Here is a 21,687-nt window from a genome sequence, read left to right as displayed (position 1 = left end):
GGTGACATGCAAGCTAAAATCCTTACTGGGTAATATGTTCAGCCCATCTGTTACTTAATCGGTGCTCTTGACCTTGGCGAATTAAATTCGCCACGGGTCGCACCTGAAAGATACATGCTGTTTTGGGCTGACCTTGGACGTAGTTATAAGGGTTTGAGCTTCCATAAAATCACAGGAGGGTCAATTTGGGAGTTGATATTTTCTGAGATAATTGGCATCAAAGCCTTATCTAGTAAGCTTTTCAGGGCTAATGTCACCCCCTCAGTAATTATTTACGAGCGATGCAGCGCGGTCTTGGGGAGGCAGCGCGGTCTTGGGGAGGCAGCGCGGTCTTGGGGAGGCAGCGCGGTCTTGGGGAGGCAGCGCGGTCTTGGGGAGGCAGCGCGGTCTTGGGGGTTCCCCCCATGAGCGACTGCCGTGGTTTCCCCCATGAGCGACTGCCGTTCCCCCAGCAACTGCCGTGGTTTCCCCCATGAGCGACTGCCGTGGTCTCCCCCATGAGCGACTGCCGTTCCCCCAGCGACTGCATCAAGACAGGTATGAGACCTATGAAGCTTATACAGTCTACTTTTTAGCTCTCATGTCGCCCCCCCAGTTGGGATGATTAAAATAGTAAGGTTGCAAAAATCCCTGAAACCTTTGCTGTGTATATATTTTAGCTATTTATTAATTTGAGCTATTCCAGCCCAATTTTGCAGAAACTACCCAGAAGCTGCAATATCTTCACGACTGCAAAGATCCACGTTTTCACTTTCTGAAAGCCTTACACAGTAGCTGTTTCCAGTTTATCCTGCACTTGGTGACAGCTTCGCCAGTTTTACCCCAAATAAGAATGCAGGACTTATGTTGATATGCCTTTATTTGTAGTAAAATCTTAACATGATAGTGACGAAAGCCAAGCTACTCAATATATGCTTTTGAGCCTTTAAAATTAATGAACTTATTCACTTTACTATGTAACTTTTCAATAACATAAGATGAGCGAGGAGCTATGAGCCAGCAAAAATCAGAAGATTTCATGAATCTCGAAGAATTCCGAAATAGATATTCTGATGCATCAGAAACATTGTTTAAAGATGGTATAGAATATTCTGTTTTAGGTAATGAAACACAAGATGAGTATGATCTGCTAGCGGATTATTATGATGTTTTTATGCGTGAAGAGTTTGGTTGGTATCCTGAATATATTATTCCAATAATAAGGAAGTTTGTGTTTCCACATCAATTGATTTTAGATGCAGGCGTGGGTACTGGTTTAATTGGTCAAGAACTAGCTAGATATAATTATAAAAGACTATGGGGTATCGATATTTCTACACAGATGCTGGAAAAGGCGAAAACTGATGGCAATTATGAATGCCTTAATTGGGCAGATCTATATAAGCCTCTTGCTTTTGAAGATAATTTTTTTGATGCCATTATATCTATAGGCGTCCTCATACATGTCAACCATCCTCAATTGCTGAGAGAATTTCTGAGAGTAACTAAAAGGGGAGGTCATATTATTCTTGCCAATAGAATAGATAGATTTAGAGCCTTTGGTTTTATGGATGAGGCTGAGAAGATGACGAATGAAGGTTTGTGGAAATCCCTCTATCACAATATTAAAAATTATTGTACCAATATGACTGAGTATATCAATACGCCAGACTTACATTATACAGAGGATGTCTATCAAGTTCTAGAGTAATAATATGAAATTATCAAGTATTGAATACAAACTTTTGCCAAAGACGTTTAAAGCAGAAACATTAATAAGCTTTCTATTTACCCATGGAAAAACAGAATATAATTGGTGTCCTGAGCAACCGATTCGAGACCATTTTAACAAACTTAAAAGTGGAGAAATATTTGCTTGGGGCGCATTTTCAGGGGAAATTCTGGTTGGCTTAATTACAGCAGGATTAGGAGGACAGTTTTGCGATCACTATGGCGAAAAGACATCAGCTGAAATTATAGAATTAGTCGTTCATTCTGAGCACTGGGGCATGGGTATTGGAACTGCGCTTGTAAACTGTGCCAAAAAATATATTTTTACACAGCATCAAGATATTAAAGAAATCTATGCAATGGCCCATGCAAGTAATGTAGCATCAAGGAGAGCATTTATTAAAGAAGGCTTTGCTGTTGTCATTACGTTTGATGATCCGTTTCGGAATAGACATACAACGGTTTTGAAACTAAAAAAGGCAATACCGTCAACCAAGTTAACCAGAGTATTGGGGATACAGTCTGGGAATGCGGTTGATGGAATCGACATAGTTGTAGTTGATTTTGAAGAACCTCTGTTATCCTCGTCTCGGACGGTTTCAGAGCTAAAATATCATGTTGTTGCCTTTGAAACCTTTCCCTGGTTAAAAGAAAAGCGTCAAGAAATATTTGCTTTACGAGAAGGTAACTGGCAAGGATGCAATGCGGCAAATTACGGGATAGCAAAACATTTTGTTGAAACAGCACTGACATTCCTTGCTAAGCATTCTATTGCTAAAAAAACAATTGATTTGGTATCTTCTCATGGTCAGACTATTCATGGACATCCCCACTGGGAAATTGGTGAATTATCATCTATTGCTCAAGGACTTGGTATCACAACAGTAGGAGATTTTCGTTCAGCAGATGTAGCAGCAGGTGGTAATGGTTCACCATGCACCTGTACTTATGATTACCTCATGTTACGCCCTCCAGTAGGAAGTTCAATGTGGCGTATTTGCATCAACATTGGTGGAACTTCTTCCGTGACATTTTGTCCACCCCAAGGTTCTGTAGAACTTCCTTCTGGACTTGATCCTGGATTAGGCGTTCTCTATATAGACTGGGCTGCAAATAAATGTGATCCTAACCTAGAATATGATAAAGATGGAAAGTTAGGTCTTATTGGGAAGATAAATAAAGCATTATTAGATGAGATGTTGCAACACCCTCATTTTCAAAAAAATCAGCTTCCCATATCAGTAGGTCCTGATGATTTTACACGTTCGTGCTTTGATCAGTGGCATCAGCAAGCAAAAGAACTTGGCTGTACAGATCAAGATTTTGTTGCAACTCTGACAGAACTTAGCGCGATGACAATTGCACTTGCGTGTAAAAAATTTGGACCATGTACTGACGATATCATTGTCAGAGGTGGTGTTCGCAATAACCCTTATTTTATGGAAAGACTACGAGTAAATTTGTGTCATGCTCTTGGACAAGATATTCAGACTTTACGTTCTCTCAATGATCTAGGATTTGAAGAAAAATCTTGGGAAACTGTCTTGTATGCAATGATGGGATTCCTCTGTATAAAAGGACTCTACAACTTTGTGCCATCATGTACTGGTGCATCCCATCCGGTTGTAGGTGGAAAAATTTGTCCTGGGAATAATTTTTCGTCAATTGAGCTTCAGGTGCTGGATTCATTCAAGGGGGATTCCGGCACTGGTGTAGTCTGATGTACAGGCTATAAGGCTGACTAATTGAGTTTAGACTAAAGCTTGAACAATGAGTCAATACAAGGGTTAAGTTGAAATGGAAATCTCATGAAATTTGAATAAAATTTAGGGTTGTTTTTTCAATTTCTTCGTTTTAGTTTGACTTTCAAACTTTCCTTTGCCCTTTTTAACGATATGATTCAAGTTCTCAATTGTTGTTTTCTCCACTCTACCTTAGATTCTTCTGAGAACTTGTGTTAAGTCTGATTTAGATTCTATTACCCTGACCCTATTCAGCGATGCCTTCAAAGCAGAACCTACATCTTTTAAGCCATTTCCGGTAATGATACAGACTACCACTTCACCCGATTTCAAGGTACCATCTTCCCAAAGTTTCTCCAGACCAGCCACACAAGCTACACCCGCTGGCTCTCCAAAAATACCCCACCGTTGCGCTACTGTCTTGATTGCCATTAAAATTTTTTCATCAGTCACTTCAACTATCGTTCCTCTTGATTCCAGAATGGCATTCACTGCAAATACCCCATCACGGGGTGTATTTACGGAAATGCTATCGGCAATGGTCGAGGCCTGAACAGATTTTATATCAATGCTTGCCTTATTTTGAGCAGACCGCACTGAAAGAGCAATAGCATTACTGGCGAAAGATTGAACTCCTACCATTTTTGGCAGACGATCTATATAACCGATCCCATAAAGGTCTTTAAATCCCTTCCATAATCCGCTCAAAATATTCCCATCGCCAACCGAGACTATTACCCAGTCAGGGACATGCCAATCTAGCTGTTCACAAATTTCATAAGCACAGGTTTTTTTGCCTTCCCGTGTTAGGGGATTATATCCGGTACTTCGGTTATACCATCCCAATAAATTGGAGGCACGTATGCACAGGTCATAAGCATCATCATAAGAACCAATAACACTATACACACGAGTCCCAAAAATACACATTTGGGCTATCTTAGCTTCCGGTGCCTTATCCGGCACAAAAACGGTCGTTTCTATTCCCATACTGGCAGATAAACAGGCTAAAGATGATCCGGCATTACCAGTAGAGGCAGTTGTGAGATGGGTAATACCTGCCTCTTGTGCGGCTTCCAAAACAATGGCTGTCGCACGATCTTTGAGAGAACCGCTAGGATTTCGTCCCTCATCTTTGATAAAAAGCTTGATACCATACTGATTGGGGACTGGATAAAGAGGTGTCCAGCCCAATTGTAGTGGTCGTTTTGGTATTTTTTTCAGCGGTAGAAAAGGCAGATATCGCCAGATGGAGTAAAGTTTGTTTTGACGGAAGCTAGTTTTGGGGTAGTTGTTACGTAAAGCTTTGTAATTATAAGCTATATCTAAATTGCCTTGGCAGGTAGGACATTGATAGCGAATTTCTGAAATTTGCCATTCTTTATTACAACGGATACATTTTGCTCCTTCAATATACATATTCATGGAACCTTTTCTTAATCACTTATAAACGATTCAATTTTTGTTCCCAGATTATTATTTAGTGCCAAATCATAGATAAATTTGCCCAGTGCAACATCCAGAACGCCCAGCCCGAAAGGACTAAAAATGACAGTATCATTAGATTTTTCTCTGAGAGAGATACGTTTCTGGATCACATCAACAAGTGTTCCTTTGATAAAATCAGTATTACCTTCTTGTTGTTGGGCCAGGTGGATTGAAGTATTGGCACGGCAAACATGGTCTGGATCATCTACAATGTTAATGTTTGTTGAAATAATTTGCGGCGATATATCCCGTAATGAGATAAGCAAGATAGTCCTAGAATCTAACTGAACAGTAGGTAATTCATAGATATAAGGGGTGGCTGCGGTTGTTGCCAGTGAAATGAGAGGAGTAGACTCTAGAACCTGTTCTGCCGATGTGGCAACTTTCAGATGACAACTTGGAGCAATATCTTGAACTTTTGAGACAAAAGCTGTTGCGCGTTCAGGCTGCTTGTCAAATATCGTCAATGTTTTCAAGCTCTGAAAAATCGTGGAAAGAAATCGGAAGATCTCAAGATTGATTAGCCCGCATCCGATAAACCCGGCTTCAATCACATCCTCATTGACCAAGTTTTTGGCGGCAAGGGCTGCACTAGCAGCGGTTCTCTTGGCACTAATAATTGAACTTTCCATGATGCTGAGGGGATGTCCAGTTTCCATGGAATTGAGTATTAACACTGCAGAAGCCCTTGCTATATCCCGCTCAATATTAGCTGGAAAAGATGCAATCCATTTGATACCTGCTACATTAAAGGGTTCTCCCAAGTAAGCTGGCAAAGCAATGATACGATTGCTCAGGTTATCAGGAAATGTTAAAAATGACGAGTGTGGCAATACACTTTTTCCTTGAGAATGTAGCTCATATGCCTGTTGCACCACATCCATAATTTTATTTTCCTGCTTGTTTAACAATGATTCAATTTCTTGTTGTTTTAAAATTATGATATCTGATTTTTGCGGCATTATAATTATCCTTTTACACTGAAAAGCTTAATTTATGACTTTTGCGCATTGATCGTAACAAATGTCATATAGTCATTGACATCGATTTTTTTTAACGTTTGTTCTAAACATCTTGTATACTCTTGTAATTCGCTGTCCGATAATCTGTCACTTTCCATTTCAAGTGGTTCAGACATAGAAAGCAATTGAGGTCTTTCGTGAAGCACTTGCGGGTCTTCAAATCCAGTCTGTCTCAGCAGCTCGAGAATCTTCTCTTTTTCAATGGCATTGTTTTTGGCAAGTGCCACATAAATCCTGAATATTCTGCTGGCAACAGAATTATTGCTGATTGGAGTAATTTTTTTATCTATGGCTTCTTTTATTAACTTATCTAGCTCTGGAGGCATTGAAGCTTCAGCCTTGTAAGCCTCTTCACAAAACACAAAATTCCCTCCCGGCTTTAACACTCGAAAAACTTCAGGAAATACTTTATTATGATTCACAAGACAAATACAGCAATTCGATATGACATAATCGAAGAAATTATTGTCAAAATCATACTTTACCAAACCTATATCTTGAACATAAAAATCTGTCGCACTCTCATCAAGAGCAGTGCATTCTGCTGCACATTCCTTGGCTCTTTTAATCATCTCAGGCAAGAAATCTAATCCAATAGACAGCCCGCCCGGCATCACTTTCAGTCCGCCGAGTATAACATCTGTCCCTACTCCGCATCCTAAATCAAGAAGCTTCATTCCAGGTTGCAAATCACAAGCTGAGGTAGGATTACCGCAGGCAATTCCCATAATGGCTTTGGAAGGTAACATATCAAGCTGTATGTCAGTATATCCGCTTGCCAACATGCTTGCCCTATTATTTTGAATTAATTCATTTTTTGCTAAAGCTCCATACTCAGCTTTAATGTATTCTGACATAGTTTATCCTCGTTATTGAATGGTGTAAAAAAGGAGTCAGGAGTCAGAAGGGAAGAATACAGAAGTTTTTTGAATAAAAAAACGACAATCTGGGTTTACAACTCATCTAGAAATGCTGTAGTTACCCTTTCACACTAAAAAGCTGGATTTTAGGAGCAGGGGTACCACGAAAATTCTGACTGAGAAGTTTTTTATAATACTCTTCACCAAAGTTCTCTTTAATCCACGTTTCTGAATAAAGAGTCTTTAAATAGCGGTCACCTCGGTCAGGAAGGATCATAACACAGGTGCTGTTACTTTTCATCTGGTTTTGCATAGCCTCTACCGCAGCAACAACCCCCCCTGACGAAGCACCTGCCAAAATTCCTTCCCGTGCTACAAGCTGATGACAGCAACGAATACAATCTTGATCGGAAACGAGGATATAACCGTTAATTAGCTCATCGTTACAATGTATACTTCTGACTCCAGCTCCCATACCTGGAAATCGTCTTATTGTTTGCTCATTGTCAAAAATTTGACTCCCCTTGACATCCACTGCAATAATTTGTGTATTGAGATTTTTTTTGCGGATGTATTCTGCACATCCCCTGATAGTGCCGCAGGTACTCACAGCACAAAACAAATAGTCAACTTGCTCGTTTAGTTGTTCTAATATTTCGCGCATCGTTTCATAATGTGCTAATGGATTATCAATATTGGAATACTGATTTATCCAGAAGAAATCTGGATTTTTATGGCATAGCATTTTTACCCGTTTTAGCCTTGCCTGGAGAAATTCACCAGTTTGAGGATCAGGTTCTGATACATAGTCAATTTCTCCACCATAGGCTTTGATAATATCGATATTTTGAGTGCTAGCCTTCGGATCTACGACACAAATCAACTTTAATTTGTAATAAGCACATGCTTGGGCTAATCCTATACCAAGATTTCCAGAAGTTGATTCAATTACAGTAGTATTTTTATTGATATTTCCATTTTTAATAGCATTTTCAAGCATTTTGATAGCAGTTCGGTCTTTAATACTTCCACCGGGATTAATACTTTCTAATTTAGCAAAAAAGTTTATTGACGTTGTATCAAAGAGATTAGACAGTTGAATAAGAGGCGTATTTCCAATTGCACTTAGAATTCCTACCATTGTTTTTTTATGCTTTTTCAAACATTACTGAGATGTCCGAATAGTTGAGCTATCGGAATTCACTTGGTGAAGTGTACAGGGAAATTGGGGCTAAGACAACACATCCATAGCCCCCACTGGGAGAATATTATACCACACGCCACGTTATCTAGTAGTTGATTCTTACCCAGAAAAACCCCAAGATATTAACCCGATAAGGAATCCGGCGTGTGACCCTTTTATTGTGAACATGGGGGGCTATTTCTCAATATAAGAGTGATTGTCCATCGTGGGATGCGGTTGAACAGGCGAGTCAGTTTGCTGTTGATAATAAGTTAGGCGTGTGGGGGAATCCCGCAGCGGTCAAGCCTTGGAATTATAGACATAGTAAGTAGTTGGGGTAGATCTAGCGAAACTGCGATATGCTTGTTATAATATCAAAAATCCATGCTGTTGGATAAAGTCATCAGAATTGACAATTGCTGTGGTTTTCTGTGGGTGATGCCAAGCCACGTGGCTGCAAAATCTACCGAAATCAAGATGTTATTATTCTGCTGCGGTGGAAAGTTATGTAGCTTAAACCCTCTCAGTGAGTACAGCAGGGTAATCCCATTGGAATCGAGTGATAAAATTACCAAAAATTTTGGGTCCAAAATTTTTGGTAATCGCGCCCCGTCCTTATAGGACGGCTTTCTTTTTAAGTGAAAACTTGACAGTTTTCACGAAGCGTGTTAGTATAAAAACATAACAAAAAACAATTAATACTCTAGATAAACAAGAGCTTAAAATAAGTAGATGATGTAAAAAATAAGCTAAGATATCAGCTTATTGCATAATCAAATCTAACGATTTGGATATCTACGAAAACATAATATCAAGAAAAAGTTTATCTAACTTGTTAAGTATATTAGGTACGGTGGGGTTTGAAGTTACCGTACGAAGAGTGGAGCCTTTATATTTTTAGGGTTATGCAGAATAGGGTACAAGGTTTTGTACTAAGGCTCCACTCTTCTAAGGTTTCGTTTCCGGCACACCGAAACCTAGGTCATAGACCAAGTACGCTTGTGGAGAGCAGACCTCTATTTTTTCTGGCTCCGGCCTGGTTAAACAAGTCACCTCGTAGAAGCAAGAATCCCCGTCCTTCCAGGGTGGGGAGTGTCAATGTAAAATAACCGGAAACTTGACAGCACAAGGCGAGTTATAAAGCGCACAAAGCCAGATAAAATTGAGCTAAGTGCAACAGGGAGATCATTGGTGAGCTACTGGAGAATATTCTTTACCTCCAAGGTCAACCGAGATCTAGTTTCGCCACTGGACTAAGCTACCCTATGACTCAGCCACCCTAGCAGCCAGGATTTTGTTCAGGAAGTTATTGTCCATCAAGCGCCCTGTAACGCTTCATCTTCAAACTTGGCTTGGAGGGTTCACGATCCACGTAAATTGACACTCAAACGACGCAACAAGCCGAGGTTTTCTGCACCATGACCCTGACGTACTCGACTGGCATCTTGATCAAAGGTGACATCAACAACCCAATGTAAGCTATTTTCAATACAAAAGGTGGGAGCGAATCACTTGATGGTGCCGCTGGGCATCCGCTTCCAAGCTACTGAGGTACAACCTCACCTCTGTGGTTGTTTTGTTCCATAATTGTCTGTAAGAGCGAACCATCACTACTGTGGTTAAACCCAACCACTGATTTTGGCGATGCTTTGGTGGTAATTGAGTTACTGGCACTGCCCAAACTTCCCGGGTTTCCAGGGGATGATGCCCACTTTCAGTAGTTTGATCATAGCTGTAGTCAATCCCCTGCCAATGGTGAGCTTGACCTTGGTCAAACCAAGCTTTTACCTGCTCACAGAGCTGACCTTGATTACCTTTGAGGGCCAGGACATAGTCCCCTTCTCCCCGCTGGATTTCCTGGACAATCTCTATTTGAGTACCCATAGCATCCAAGGTGACTACAGCTCCCTTGAGGTTGAGCAACTTCAGCAGTTGTGTCAACACAGCCTCGATTGTCGGAAAGTTTCCTTATACTCTTTATTTCTTTTGTCAAGTACAATTTATACCAAATTCAATGGGATTACCCTGCATTAATCAGAATCTGATTGACCAAAGGTCACGCTACGGGAACGCATTTCTGTTCAACCTGATTACTCGGTAACTTTCGGGTCAATGCCCATCACCCTTAACCGCTCTGCTAGCCACTGTGACCGTTGTCGTTCTTGCTCTATGAACAACCTTGGCTGTTGTGCTTGTTGAGCCTCCCTTTCCGTAGAGGTCGGAATTCAATGGAATGTGAATTCTCAAGTGTGAAGTGTGAAGGTTGGGTTGTTTAGTTGTTAACTTTTGGCCTCCCTGATCCTTCACAAGAATGAAACAGCCCTAGAGGCTTCAGCCGTGGGAGGATGTCAAATACCCATGTTCTAGGAGAAATTCCGGGGACATTTCATCCATCGCTTCAGCAGCTGGTACTCGATTACCCAGCAACTTATCGACATATTTCCCTAAAATGTCACTTTCGATATTCACCCAATTGCCAGTCCGTAAGTGGCTAAGATTCGTATGGGTGTAACTATGGGGAATCACCGCTACTTTGAACCAACTGCCGTTCGGGTCACACTCAGCAATCGTTAGGCTGACCCCATTGACAGCAATGCTACCCTTAGGAACAAGATAACGGGCTATCTTATGCTGCCACACATCCGTCAAAGAAGCTGGTGCTGTAAAGCACATTTCCCAGGAGTTTGGTGTTTGTAAAGATTGCGTTAAGCAGCCAATACCGTCAATGTGACCCGTTACAAAATGACCCCCTAGCTTGCTACCCACACGCAAAGACGTTTCCAAATTAACGTAGGAGGTTGTCTGTAGCCGTTGTCCGAGGGTGGTGCGCCCCTGAGTTTCATCAGAAGCAGTGGTCGAGAAGCCTGTGGGCAAAATTTTCTCTACCGTTAGGCAAATTCCATCCACTGCTACACTATCACCAGGTTCTAAATCCTGTAAGATAACATCCATAGCATCAGAGGTACCGGAGACAATAAAGCGATCGCTTCCGATTGGTCCAATTGTGCCGAGGGCTTGAATTAATCCTGTAAACACTGTTGTTTATACTGTTCTTCTGTAAGCGGATGAACTGGTGCAACTAGACTGTTAGTAGGAAAAGAGCTGGCATAGGTTTGTGTTTTTTTAGTGAAGTGGCCAAACAAATTTCCTGAGACTAAGGCATACTTGGAGAATACAATCTTGTTGATCTCACCGAATTGGATTCTCAAGGGCTGATCTTACCGTTGACCGGTAACATGACAAGAACAGATCTGGCAAGCGCAAGTTTCGGTGCCCGTCTGTACAGTACTAGTTTACCGCTTCGCTTTGATGCCCCTGATGCTGACCGTATTCTAGAGGCTAAGCTGATGATTGAAATGAGAGTTGCTGGCATTGCAGTAGATACTGTAACACGTAGCCCCATCGTGTTACTGAAAGATGTCTTAGATCGGCGTGCTCTGCCAATCTATATTGGGCAAGATCAAGCAAAGGCAATTATCAGTGCTTTGGAAAGACAAACACCACCCCGTCCCCTGACCCATGACCTAATGGTCAATTTTCTAGAGGAGTGGAACATAAAACTGGATCGTGTTATAATACACTCCCTCCAGGATAACACGTTCTATGCCAGCCTCTGTGTTAGTCAGGGTGAGACAAAGAAAGAAATTGATGCTCGACCAAGTGATGCCATCTCTATCGCCCTGCGTACTGGCAGTCCGATTTGGGTGATGGAAGAAGTTATTGCCGATGCTTCGATACCTGTAGACCAAGATAAGGACGAAGAGGAGCGTCGAGCTTTTCGGGAATTTGTCTCTAATATCCGCCCAGAAGATTTTCTCCACCGTGGAGGATATAGCCGTGGTACCTAAAGCCAAAATAATTGGATTAAACGGGATTTAACAGCAACAATATTTCAATTTCTCTGAAAAAAATTATTGAGATGTTTCTGAAAGCCTTACCATTTAGCTGTTGGTGAGATTTTTTCTGATACTCTAATCCCGATGCTCTACCGCAAGTGAGCGTTTGGATAAATGGATATATCCCAAGCTATACCCCAAGCTATACCCGAAGCTATAACCGAATACAATCGATGGCCATCAACTGAGTTTTTTGCGCAACTGTTTTTTGGGCAACGTTTTAACCAAAGATTTGATTATTTCAGCAGTTGGGGAACATGCGTTATCGGCGGTTTGGTAAAACTAATCTCCAGCTTTCAATGTTTTCTTGCGGCACCATGCGTTGCTTAGCATCTGAGTCAAATGCTCAGAAGACAGTGCAACAGGTAATCGCTCAAGGAATTAACCACCTGGAAACTGCCAGGGGTTACGGCAAGAGTGAAGAGTACCTTGGTAACATCCTGAAAGCTGGATTGTCAGTACCACGAGACCAGCTATACATCACCACCAAGATTCAACCAACCCCTGATGCTGATTTGATGAGTCAGTGGATTAATGATTCCTTAGAACGTCTACAACTCGACTATATCGATTGTTTAGCAATTCATGGCATTAACACTGAGGAGCATCTGTCCTGGGTAAAGTCCGACAGCGGCTGTATGGCAGCTGTCCAAAAAGTCGTAGCCCAGGGACGTATAAACCATGTTGGTTTCTCAACCCACGGTTCAATAGAAGTGATTCTAGGGGCAATTCAGACAGATTTTTTTGAATTCATCAACCTGCATTACTATTACTTCTTTCAACGCAATGCTGCGGCGATTGAATTGGCTAATCAGAAGGATATGGGGATATTCATCATATCTCCTGCTGATAAAGGAGGCAAACTCTACACCCCACCACCAAAGTTAGAGAAACTGTGCCATCCCTTCTCGCCACTAGAACTGAACTATCGGTTTTTATTAAGCGATCGCCGCATTACCACCCTTAGTATTGGACCGGCTAACCCAGATGAGCTGACCCTGCCTTTGAGTGTGGCTAACCGAGATGAGTGCTTGAGCCCAATGGAAGTGGCAGCATTCTCTCGTTTGGAAACCCAATTGAACAATGCTCTAGGAACTGACCGCTGTAGTCAATGCTACGCTTGTCTACCTTGCCCAGAAACCATTAACATTCCAGAAGTCTTGCGGCTGCGCAATCTTGCTTTGGCTTACGACATGACCGAGTTTGGTCAATATCGCTATCAAATGTTTGAAAATGCTGGTCATTGGTTTAGGGGGGTCAAGGGAAACCGTTGTACCCAGTGTGGTGACTGTCTTCCCCGTTGCCCCGAACAACTGGATATTCCTTCCTTACTCTGTGATACCCACCAGCGTCTTAATGGTTCTCCTAGGCGTCGTCTTTGGGGATAAGGTAGTTGGTTGAAGGTTTGGTGGGTTTAAGGTTGTCTGTCAGAATGCAGAATGTAGAATGCAGAATGCAGAATGCAGAATGTAGAATGTAGAATTCTACATTCTTAATTCTACATTCTTAATTCAAAAATGTTTAAGGTTGATTGATGGATAAAAGAAACAACGTTACTAAAATAAATCTGTTGTACCTTGTGCCTTGTGTGTTGTGCCTTGTGTTTCTAGAGAGCTGTTTTCTGGTTAGTTGGAAGCCTAAACCAGTTTTAGCTCAAAAGACTGTAGGAGTGCAGCCAGACACAGAAGCTGTGAATTTAAATGTCCTGCAGCCAGAGAATCTTCCTACTGATGGCTCTGTGATTACTGCTGATACTATCTCTCAAACTAAGCTCACTACTCCGAGTTTCTGGTGGGCTGATGAACAGTTTGGCGGTAAGCTACTGGATAATTGGTTAGCTTATCCGAGTAAACGCCGGGTAGATCTGGTAGTGAATCGCCAACTCTGGAGTCTGCTTAACTATCTCGGTAGGTATGCTTTTATTAACAAAATGGGAAACGTTGCCAGAGAGTATGACTACAATACCAGAGTATTTAACCAGCGAGGAAAGCCTTTAGGAGCTTATACCTGTGATGGTAATTCCATGTGCCAGGTGGAGGTATGTATTCCTGGTCAAGTACCTTTAGCTGGTAAAGTCTCGGCCTTTTGCCAGTTATCAAAAAACTAGAACAGGCAATTTTCAAGTACTTCGCATTTCTTTCCACAAGGACTGATACTCTTTTTGTGTAGACTCTGGTAAGGGATGGAGAAATTCACACTTGTTAAGAATTGCTGCTTCTGGCAGCAGTAGATGATTAGATTGGATATCTTGTGGCAGCGTATTTCTTGGCATATTAACCAGAATCGGGGAAGCAGCATTAGTCAGTAGAGAAATTTGCTTGGCTGATTTGCTTTGCCAGCAAAATTGAATCCACTCTTTGCTTAAATCCGACCCAGAGTTACTTTCTGAGGAGTCAGAAGCAGAGCTAACTGATACCGGTTTTACCCATACATCTGACCACAGGGCTGTTCCTGACTGAGGCACCACTGCCTCAATTTGGCGATCGCGTGTTCTTAGTGCCAGGATATCCGTAGACCAACCCACTGCTACCCAGGTATCCCCCAACACTAGAGGTTTTAGGTAGTGATCCGAACTGTAGAATTTAACCTGTTTAGCCAGTTGTCGAAGTGCTGGTTTCAAGTCTTTGACTTGATTTAAATCCTGTTGATTATAAGATAAGCCTAGGTTTTTCAAGGTTAAACCAATCACTTCTCGGGGGTGGTCTAATACAGAAATGCGATCGCGTAAAGACTCACGCCACAAATCACTCCAATCGGTAGGAGTCCAGCCTAAGGCTTTGAACTTGTCACGGCGATAGGCAATGACGGTAGCACCCCAGCGATAAGGAGCACCCCAAACTTTCCCTGAGTTGTCTAGCTGACCAGTTTGGTCACCACGTTTGACGAGTTTCTGGTACTCTGGTGGCAGTTCTTTCCATCCTGACAAGGTTTCTATCTTCAAAGGTTGAATCAATTTCTGCTCAATGGCTGACTTTAGCCAATAATCTCCTAGGGTAACTAAATCAGGACTTATCGGTGTCCTAGATCTAATCCGGATCAAATCTAGGAGGGAGCGACCTTGGTTATTGTTAGATTTGCCTTGCTCTTTCAAGGTTGTCAGGAGTTTGAATAAAGCAGATAGTTGTTTCTCCGGGTCAAAATTTAGGGTAGCCCGTGATTTTAACGTCTTACGAAATTCACCCAACAGCTGAACTGGGATTGAATTTTGCAACAGCCTTACCTTTAAAGAGGCTTGTTGTCCAGTACAACCAGATGCTAACTGACTAAGGGCTATGGTACTAGCACCTAGTATCAAGGAGCGTCGTTTCATAAGTATTTCTGAATTTCCTCTGGTTACCAACTCTTTGACCTTAATTTACATTGGCTCAATAGCAACTACCATAGCTATTACCAATTAACTGCTTTTGTGATATCTTACACCAACAGCCATCTGCTAGATATCGTAAAGATAATCAATTAACAACTACTCATAGTCTGGTTAACAAAACTAATCTAAGTCAAGGGCTAAGGCATCTGAATCTACTTTTACATCACTTTTACATCACTTGACATCAATGATAGTTTGACTCTTATTAATTTACTCTTGTTAAGAGTAAGCAAGATCAAAAGAACGAAAACACCAGCTTGGTCTCCCTTTTCCTGCCTCTCCTCCCCCTGAACACACAGTCCTGTTTCAGAGCTAACTCTAAAAAATCTAGATCTGTAAGATAGAGTGATCGGGAGATAGAAATATCCAGATCAAGCAGTTAATGCACTGATTGGTTATCTTGTCAACTTCGATTACTTGACCATCTCTCTAGAATATCCGTACGTTATGTATTAAAAATCACTAATGCCAAGGAATTAATTCCGAAAAAACCGATTGTGCTAATTGTGGTGCGGAACTTGGGATAAAAGACAATTATTAATTAAGGTTGAATTAATCAGGGTAAATATCAAGATATACAGCGGCTATCTGGCATTTTTGAAAAAATTACTCTGGAAAACAGACTCTAAGGAGTTTAGAGCGGATTTTTGACAGATTCTTGACAATAGTTAAATAAATCAGCAATTCATCGGATTTTAATCCTTAAGTGACTAGGATAAAAAAAGAACTAAGTTATGGTAGTTTAAAATCCTATGGATGAATATCAAAATCAAATCATGGCTCTAAGTCATAGAGTAGATACTCTGTGCGAAGCTATCGAAAAACTCAGTTTTAAGATTTCAGAAGGCTTTTCTGAACTCAAAAATAGTTCAAGGCAGGAAACTGAGCAATCTCAGCCAACTGGGCAAGCGATACCCCGGACCAACGAAAGTCAAAGTTCCATTAACCTACTGACCCAACATAAAGATGTGCTGATTGATAATAACTCTGGGCTAGGTAGTTTCTCTAGCAATAGCAACAATAATATCTCTGCCGATATTCAAGTCCAACGCTTAACTGCCCAACTTACAGCAGCCTACAATCGGATTGCTGCCTTAGAAGAACAACTCCTAGCACAGCGAATTCATTCCTAATTGGCAGTCTTCTCCAGATTAGCCTCAGGGTTGAAGGTTAATGGCGAAAACAAATCAGTGCCTCTGCCAAGGATTTTCTAACTAACTTGGTCAGACTGTAAAGTGTTTTTTCACTGGCTCCAACAACAATCACCTCAGAGAAAGACCATATTGCTCCACCAAGTTTTCAATGGCTTGAAGTAATTCAGCCGAGTTCCAACCCTTATAAAGGTGGGCTGCGATCGCACATCCTCCAGCACCCACACCTTCCTTGACATATCCTTGCTCATATGCGTGTAGCTGAGGATAACGAGACTGGGTAAAACTCAATTGTGTTGCCAAAAGGGGTACACTCCCAATATTTTGTGCTAATCCAACCGTGTCACCAGTCGAGTCTTCTGCCACCCAGCGAGTTGTTCCCACAACTACTTGTGCTGGTTGCCATGCTAGGGAATTACCCTCAGTAATACTGGGGTAGGCTAAAACCGACTCTGCCAATGCCTGTGCTAAGGTATAAACCGCTAGCATTTGGGTACCACCAGCGAGTAAAACGCCACAGCGACGACTAGCTGCCATGGCCATACCTGCTGCGGCAATTTGCATCGGATCTCCCACCGCTGCCACTAGCTTTAAGTGATCAAGTGGTGAGGGGGTGAGGGGGTGAGAGGATGAGGAGGTGACGGAGTATAAAGGTGCGGGGTGGTAGGGGTGAGACGGTGAATTTTTCTTCCTAGGTTCGCTTTCAGGAAGCTCCCCGGCTCCCCTACCCCCTAACCCAGCTCGTTGTAACCCCAGCTGCACCACGTCCCACTTTTGACCATGATTGCACTGGGGATGGCTACTGTTAACCTTGCCAGCTGCATCAATCCCCAAGCCAGTGAGCAGGCTAAGTGCGGTGGTAGTTCCCCCAACCACACACTCACTAATAATCAGATAGCTATCACCAACCACACTTGCTAGCTTTTCTCCCCACTGTAAACCTTGCTCAAATAGCCGTTTCACTGTTTCCAGGGGCAAGGCATTGCCAGAAGATAGGCACTTAGCAGGAATACCACCTAAGTCAATGGCTGGTACTGTCGGAGGGTGAGGTAAACCAGCATTGAACAGATAGATGGGTAGGTTAAATGCCTCAACTACAGCACGGGAAATAAAGACAGGGGATACTCCCACAGTTAGAGGAGGAAGGGGATATTGAGGTTGGCGAGTAACTCCATTGACCAAAAACTCAGCATCAGCGATCGCAGTATACTGACGATCATCTGGGGTAGCACCAGCAGCAGAAATGTCTGGAATCAACCCAGTAGCAGTGAATCCTAAAATACAAGCAAATACCGGTGAGCATCCCTGATACTGCTGTAACCACCGTTTTGCCTTTACCTGCTGGGTATAAACTCGGATCATTAGTCCTTAATCCTTAGTCCTTAGTTCTATGAAATAGAAAAAGAAATATAAAAAAAATACTAAACTACAGATTAATTGTGGTTAAAGGGAACAGTAAACTTTGGATAAGGTAACAGAATAATTAAAAAAAATAGCAAATAAATAAAGTAGTAAATATTTAACTATTTAATAGTAATAATTTTTCAAGCAATATAATTCCATAAATTAAAATAAAAGAACGATTGCCATACTTCCCACGGGCATAAACTGAGCTAAAGGTAATCAATCAGGCTTAAGCTCTAAGCTCCAAAGGCTCAGAGCTGATAACTGTTTCCGGAAAGCGTAGCCCTCAAGTAGCGTGTAAGCTGACCGTTCAAAGTATAACAAACAGTCTCTTCGCAATTACAAGTGACCAATGACTAATAGCTCAATCGTAATCCAGCAAAACTTTTACCCAGTTTGGTGGTCTAGGAATCGGGTTTCCTAATCGGTCGAGCATTAGTAAAGCTACAATATGCACTACAAATAAATAAATGGCATTATTGATAATAATCATTACTATAGCCAAAGTTTGAACTAGAAATAGACTGGGCTGAAATAGCAACCCCAGCTTGACAAACCACCAATCCAATAATCCTGTCACCTGGGTCATCACGTAAACCCAGAGGTCTTCCCCCAATAGAATTGAGAACAACCAAAACCGAAAAAAGAAGCCTATAGTACCAATTAGCGTACCCATACTAATAGAAAGCAGCCAGCTAGCTCGACCTTTCCACAAAGCTCCCAGTTGCACCCCCATCAGACCATAAGGAATCAAAAAGATAATACTGCGAATTATTCCCATAAGCACTGATAGTAACAACCCCGAAACCAGTGCTGCCATCCAGGATGCCCTACTGCCCCTCCTTAGGTAAACTAAAGCAATCGGCACTGGGAAAAACATTTTGAGTATTGGTCCTAGAGGAAAGTAATAATTAATCAGCCAAATCAAGCTGGCGGTACTGGCCAGAAACGCTGTTTCTACCATGGTTATGGGTGTCTGAGGTCTAGGGTTTAGACCATTAATCAGGTTAGGGGAGTTCGCAGAAGTGGATTGTTTGTACACTGCCCTAGGTTCCCTCTTCTCTAGTGGGTAATTTGGCTCCCCAGTTAATTGATCCCCGATCTCAGTTACATCAGCATTGCTCTTAGGGGATTCCATTGTTGATTTTGTGGGTTTGTTTTTAGATTGGGCAAAGAGATCTGGTGAAGCAGCTTGACCATCATCAAAAGAATCACTCATGCAAATTTAGGAACCTCTTGAGGAAAGGGACAGATGATAACAGAAGAGATACTGTTAAAGTACCCTTGCATCTTAGCCCATCTCAAATTTCTCCTCATTTGGAGATACCTTATATCTGAAGACTAGATAATCATCTTTTCCATAGCAGGCAGATCACAGATAAAAAGGGTATCCTGATCCCGCATGATCAAGCCTTTCTTCTCCAGCTTTGTCAGGACTCGTGTGACCGTCTCCCGCGCCAATCCACTAAGGCTACTTATCTCTCGATGAGGTAAGTTAGGAATCTCAGTTCCTCTTTGTTTCAATTTGCCTTGTCCTTCAGCTAGAAACAACAAGGTGTCTGCCACTCGTGAGGTACTATCTGACTCCCGCAAGCGTAGGCGTCGGTTAACCTGACGCAGACGCTTTGCCATCAACTGAGCTAAGTGGACACCAGCCAAAGGTTCCGTATGAATTAACTGGGTAAAATCCTGAGCGGGTATACTACCAATGGTTGTAGGGGTTAAGGTAATCACATCTGTTGAACGAGGTACTTCTTCTAACGCTGCCATTTCACCAAAGATTTCTCCTTTCCCAAGAATATTGAGGGTCACTTCCTTCCCATCCATGTTATAGGTGCGAATCTTTGCCCAACCATCTAAGATGAAATAGACAGACCCCCCCCAGTCATTCTCAAGTAAAATCACTCGATTTGCAGGATGGCTACGGGTAACCATATTAATAATGGCTTTTTTGACACTAGAATCTGGTAAGCCAGCAAAAAAAGGAGTGCTAGCCATCGAATCATGAACATTAGAGTTAACTTCAGATGAATTGTATCGGTCTTCCATGGGATCATGAGCGCTTCGTAAACACCTTGAATAGATAGATGATCCGCTGTCAAATCAAGTGAGTCAGGGAGTTTGCCTATGTCAACTAAAAGAAGCCAATGAAACAGATCTGCTTAACCTCACCACCTTTGGTAGACCAACGAAAATGACTGATGTGAGTGAAATTGCCTTGACAAACAAAGATTCTACTGGAGCTAAACTACTTGCAGTGAGCTGAGGTAGGCTAATTCTGGTAGAGGGCTTGGCAATAATCACATCGGGTAAGTACAGTTATTATGCTCCATGATGAACAATTTGTAATAGTTTGGTGACTCTGGCAATTTAACATTAGACACAGGGGGCTGACTCTCACTCCTGTATGACTCAATTTGTTCTCGTCAAGGGTTTCAAAGTGACTGCTCAAACCGACATTCAATCTCTGATTGCTGATATTGACCACATCCTCCATAAGCCTGACTTTCCTCTACCATGGTTCAAGTCTGGTGACCTAGCGGCTGCACACCAGGTTTTGCGGAAAGTTCGTAGCTACCTAGTTTCCCAACAGCAAAAGCTAGGGGTAGAATCGGACAATACAAGTACTACAGTAACCCCATCTCAGACGGGAGTACCCACATCTGTTCAGGAGGGAGTGCAGCAAATCCTGCAAGCGGTTACTCAAGAAATGAACCTTCTACGTACCGATTTCACGAAACCATTGCAGGTAGAGTTGGAGGCTCTACAGCAACAGCGGGAGTCTCTGGTACGAGAAATTCAGCATTTGGAGAGTACCAAGCAGCAGCTGGATTACTATACCAAACAACAAACTGCAAATGTGCAGTTTGCTTCAGAGTTCTCACAAGGGCTCATCAACCGCCTTGTCGAAAGCTTGACGCAAAAGCTATCTCAAATTTTAGCGAATTGGGAAGCTCACTTAAAACAGAATCCCACTAGTGATGACTCAATCAACCGATTGCCTTCAAATCAGGACGAGATTGTTGCTGTAGTCCAAAGACAAAAGGTCATTGAGCAACTACAGCAGCTTCAAAAACAATCTGATCAACTCATACAGAATATAGATGTTAACCAGCGGTTGATTTTTGAGACCCTACACAGAGATCTTCAAGGTTACCAGGAGTCTTTATCTCAGGAACTTGAAAAAATGCACAGCTTAGGCATGCAGGGAGAAATGTTGTTTGCTGCCTTTGTGAATCGTCTAGCTCAGCAGTTAGGACGAGAAGCTTCAAGCGTATGGTCTTCCTCACAACAACCACCGGATGTACAGGTTCAAGTTGAGGATAAGGATAGCTTTCAATTACATCCGGAAACCTTATTGCCCAAAAACTCTCTGACTATGACTGAGGTGGTGTCTGAGCGTTCGCGAAGCGTGGCCTTTGGCCAATCAGATTTGAATCAGGAACCACCAATGGATTGGTCAACAGGAGAGTTGCCTCAATCCTGGGGCATAGGATTGTCTGAAGAAAATACACCATTGCGTTCGCGTAGCGGCTCGTACCGAGCATCCCGTAGCGTGGCCTACGGCCAATCGCACTTAGCCGATGCTACGCCAGAGTCCCAGAAGACATCTCGAACCAATGACTCCCTTGACCATTCAGAAGCCATTGCTACTATTAATGCCTTGACAGATTTGTGTGAACAGATGGGTGTGAATTACCTGAAGGTGTGACAAGTAGCTTGAGCGTTTGAGACGCTGTGAGGTTTGTGGGGTATGGGCTGGGGCGGGGACGTGGGGTGGGTCGGAAGATTAAAGAGCTTTGAGCAAAGAAAATAGTGGCTTGTGACGATGCAAGTTTCTTTCATTACAGAACAGATGTGTTC

18 protein-coding genes are annotated in these 21,687 nt (G+C 42.3%); 7 read left to right on the top strand and 11 right to left on the bottom strand.

The features are described from left to right. Positions 1-268: 268 nt before the first annotated feature. On the bottom strand, positions 269-499 hold the full coding sequence (locus tag F6J90_RS39690; RefSeq protein WP_293107307.1) for a hypothetical protein: 231 nt from the start codon (positions 497-499) through the stop codon (positions 269-271). A 492-nt stretch (positions 500-991) separates the two neighbouring features. Between F6J90_RS39690 and F6J90_RS39685 the strand changes: the two genes are divergently transcribed. Together F6J90_RS39685 and F6J90_RS39680 are read left to right on the top strand one after the other, a co-directional pair. After that, positions 992-1,690, top strand: a complete 699-nt coding sequence (locus F6J90_RS39685) for a class I SAM-dependent methyltransferase (protein ID WP_293107304.1) — start codon at positions 992-994, stop codon at positions 1,688-1,690. 4 nt (positions 1,691-1,694) lie between these two features. Continuing rightward, the gene (locus tag F6J90_RS39680; protein ID WP_293107302.1) at positions 1,695-3,431 is read left to right on the top strand and encodes an anhydro-N-acetylmuramic acid kinase; all 1,737 of its coding nucleotides are present in this window, start codon (positions 1,695-1,697) and stop codon (positions 3,429-3,431) included. A gap of 213 nt (positions 3,432-3,644) precedes the next feature. On the opposite strand, the gene thrC is transcribed toward F6J90_RS39680, so the two are convergent. From thrC to F6J90_RS39650, 6 genes are all read right to left on the bottom strand, one after another. Then, positions 3,645-4,871 (bottom strand): threonine synthase, encoded by a 1,227-nt coding sequence (thrC, locus tag F6J90_RS39675; protein ID WP_293107299.1) that lies wholly within the window; start codon positions 4,869-4,871, stop codon positions 3,645-3,647. Between the two features lie 17 nt (positions 4,872-4,888). Beyond that, positions 4,889-5,902 carry a 2,3-diaminopropionate biosynthesis protein SbnB gene (gene sbnB / locus F6J90_RS39670; RefSeq protein WP_293107296.1) on the bottom strand — a complete coding sequence of 338 codons (1,014 nt, stop codon included), beginning with the start codon at positions 5,900-5,902 and terminating at the stop codon, positions 4,889-4,891. 32 nt (positions 5,903-5,934) lie between these two features. Further along, positions 5,935-6,819, bottom strand: a complete 885-nt coding sequence (locus F6J90_RS39665; protein ID WP_293107294.1) for a methyltransferase domain-containing protein — start codon at positions 6,817-6,819, stop codon at positions 5,935-5,937. A gap of 121 nt (positions 6,820-6,940) precedes the next feature. Continuing rightward, on the bottom strand, positions 6,941-7,984 hold the full coding sequence (gene sbnA, locus F6J90_RS39660) for a 2,3-diaminopropionate biosynthesis protein SbnA (protein WP_293107290.1): 1,044 nt from the start codon (positions 7,982-7,984) through the stop codon (positions 6,941-6,943). 1,506 nt (positions 7,985-9,490) lie between these two features. Further along, the gene (locus F6J90_RS39655) at positions 9,491-9,946 is read right to left on the bottom strand and encodes an ISAs1 family transposase (protein WP_293107288.1); all 456 of its coding nucleotides are present in this window, start codon (positions 9,944-9,946) and stop codon (positions 9,491-9,493) included. Positions 9,947-10,336: 390 nt separating this feature from the next. Continuing rightward, a complete protein-coding gene (locus F6J90_RS39650; protein ID WP_293107285.1) occupies positions 10,337-11,041 on the bottom strand; it encodes a riboflavin synthase in 705 nt (234 codons plus the stop codon). Positions 11,042-11,352: 311 nt separating this feature from the next. Between F6J90_RS39650 and F6J90_RS39645 the strand changes: the two genes are divergently transcribed. The 3 genes from F6J90_RS39645 to F6J90_RS39635 all read left to right on the top strand — a co-directional run bounded on the left by F6J90_RS39645 (position 11,353) and on the right by F6J90_RS39635 (position 14,008). Next, on the top strand, positions 11,353-11,853 hold the full coding sequence (locus F6J90_RS39645) for a bifunctional nuclease family protein (protein ID WP_293047507.1): 501 nt from the start codon (positions 11,353-11,355) through the stop codon (positions 11,851-11,853). A 305-nt stretch (positions 11,854-12,158) separates the two neighbouring features. Then, positions 12,159-13,289 carry an aldo/keto reductase gene (locus F6J90_RS39640; protein WP_293107283.1) on the top strand — a complete coding sequence of 377 codons (1,131 nt, stop codon included), beginning with the start codon at positions 12,159-12,161 and terminating at the stop codon, positions 13,287-13,289. 212 nt (positions 13,290-13,501) lie between these two features. Further along, on the top strand, positions 13,502-14,008 hold the full coding sequence (locus tag F6J90_RS39635; protein WP_293107281.1) for a hypothetical protein: 507 nt from the start codon (positions 13,502-13,504) through the stop codon (positions 14,006-14,008). Between the two features lie 12 nt (positions 14,009-14,020). On the opposite strand, the gene F6J90_RS39630 is transcribed toward F6J90_RS39635, so the two are convergent. Beyond that, a complete protein-coding gene (locus tag F6J90_RS39630; RefSeq protein ID WP_293107278.1) occupies positions 14,021-15,211 on the bottom strand; it encodes an extracellular solute-binding protein in 1,191 nt (396 codons plus the stop codon). Positions 15,212-16,044: 833 nt separating this feature from the next. Here F6J90_RS39630 and F6J90_RS39625 point away from each other — a divergent pair. Further along, positions 16,045-16,401, top strand: a complete 357-nt coding sequence (locus F6J90_RS39625) for a hypothetical protein (protein WP_293107276.1) — start codon at positions 16,045-16,047, stop codon at positions 16,399-16,401. A gap of 129 nt (positions 16,402-16,530) precedes the next feature. Here F6J90_RS39625 and F6J90_RS39620 read toward each other — a convergent pair whose 3' ends face one another. The 3 genes from F6J90_RS39620 to F6J90_RS39610 form a co-directional block, all read right to left on the bottom strand. After that, a complete protein-coding gene (locus F6J90_RS39620) occupies positions 16,531-17,781 on the bottom strand; it encodes a nicotinate-nucleotide--dimethylbenzimidazole phosphoribosyltransferase (RefSeq protein WP_293107273.1) in 1,251 nt (416 codons plus the stop codon). A 406-nt stretch (positions 17,782-18,187) separates the two neighbouring features. After that, a complete protein-coding gene (locus tag F6J90_RS39615) occupies positions 18,188-19,042 on the bottom strand; it encodes a DUF2232 domain-containing protein (RefSeq protein ID WP_293107270.1) in 855 nt (284 codons plus the stop codon). Positions 19,043-19,164: 122 nt separating this feature from the next. Then, a complete protein-coding gene (locus F6J90_RS39610) occupies positions 19,165-19,872 on the bottom strand; it encodes a Crp/Fnr family transcriptional regulator (protein ID WP_293107267.1) in 708 nt (235 codons plus the stop codon). A gap of 358 nt (positions 19,873-20,230) precedes the next feature. Here F6J90_RS39610 and F6J90_RS39605 point away from each other — a divergent pair, with 358 nt between their 5' ends. Beyond that, on the top strand, positions 20,231-21,535 hold the full coding sequence (locus tag F6J90_RS39605) for a hypothetical protein (RefSeq protein WP_293107264.1): 1,305 nt from the start codon (positions 20,231-20,233) through the stop codon (positions 21,533-21,535). Positions 21,536-21,687 lie beyond the last annotated feature (152 nt).

Origin of the sequence: Moorena sp. SIOASIH, assembly GCF_010671925.1 — a bacterium.
In the GTDB taxonomy this organism is placed as follows: domain Bacteria; phylum Cyanobacteriota; class Cyanobacteriia; order Cyanobacteriales; family Coleofasciculaceae; genus Moorena.
This window is presented reverse-complemented; position numbering and strand designations above follow the sequence as displayed.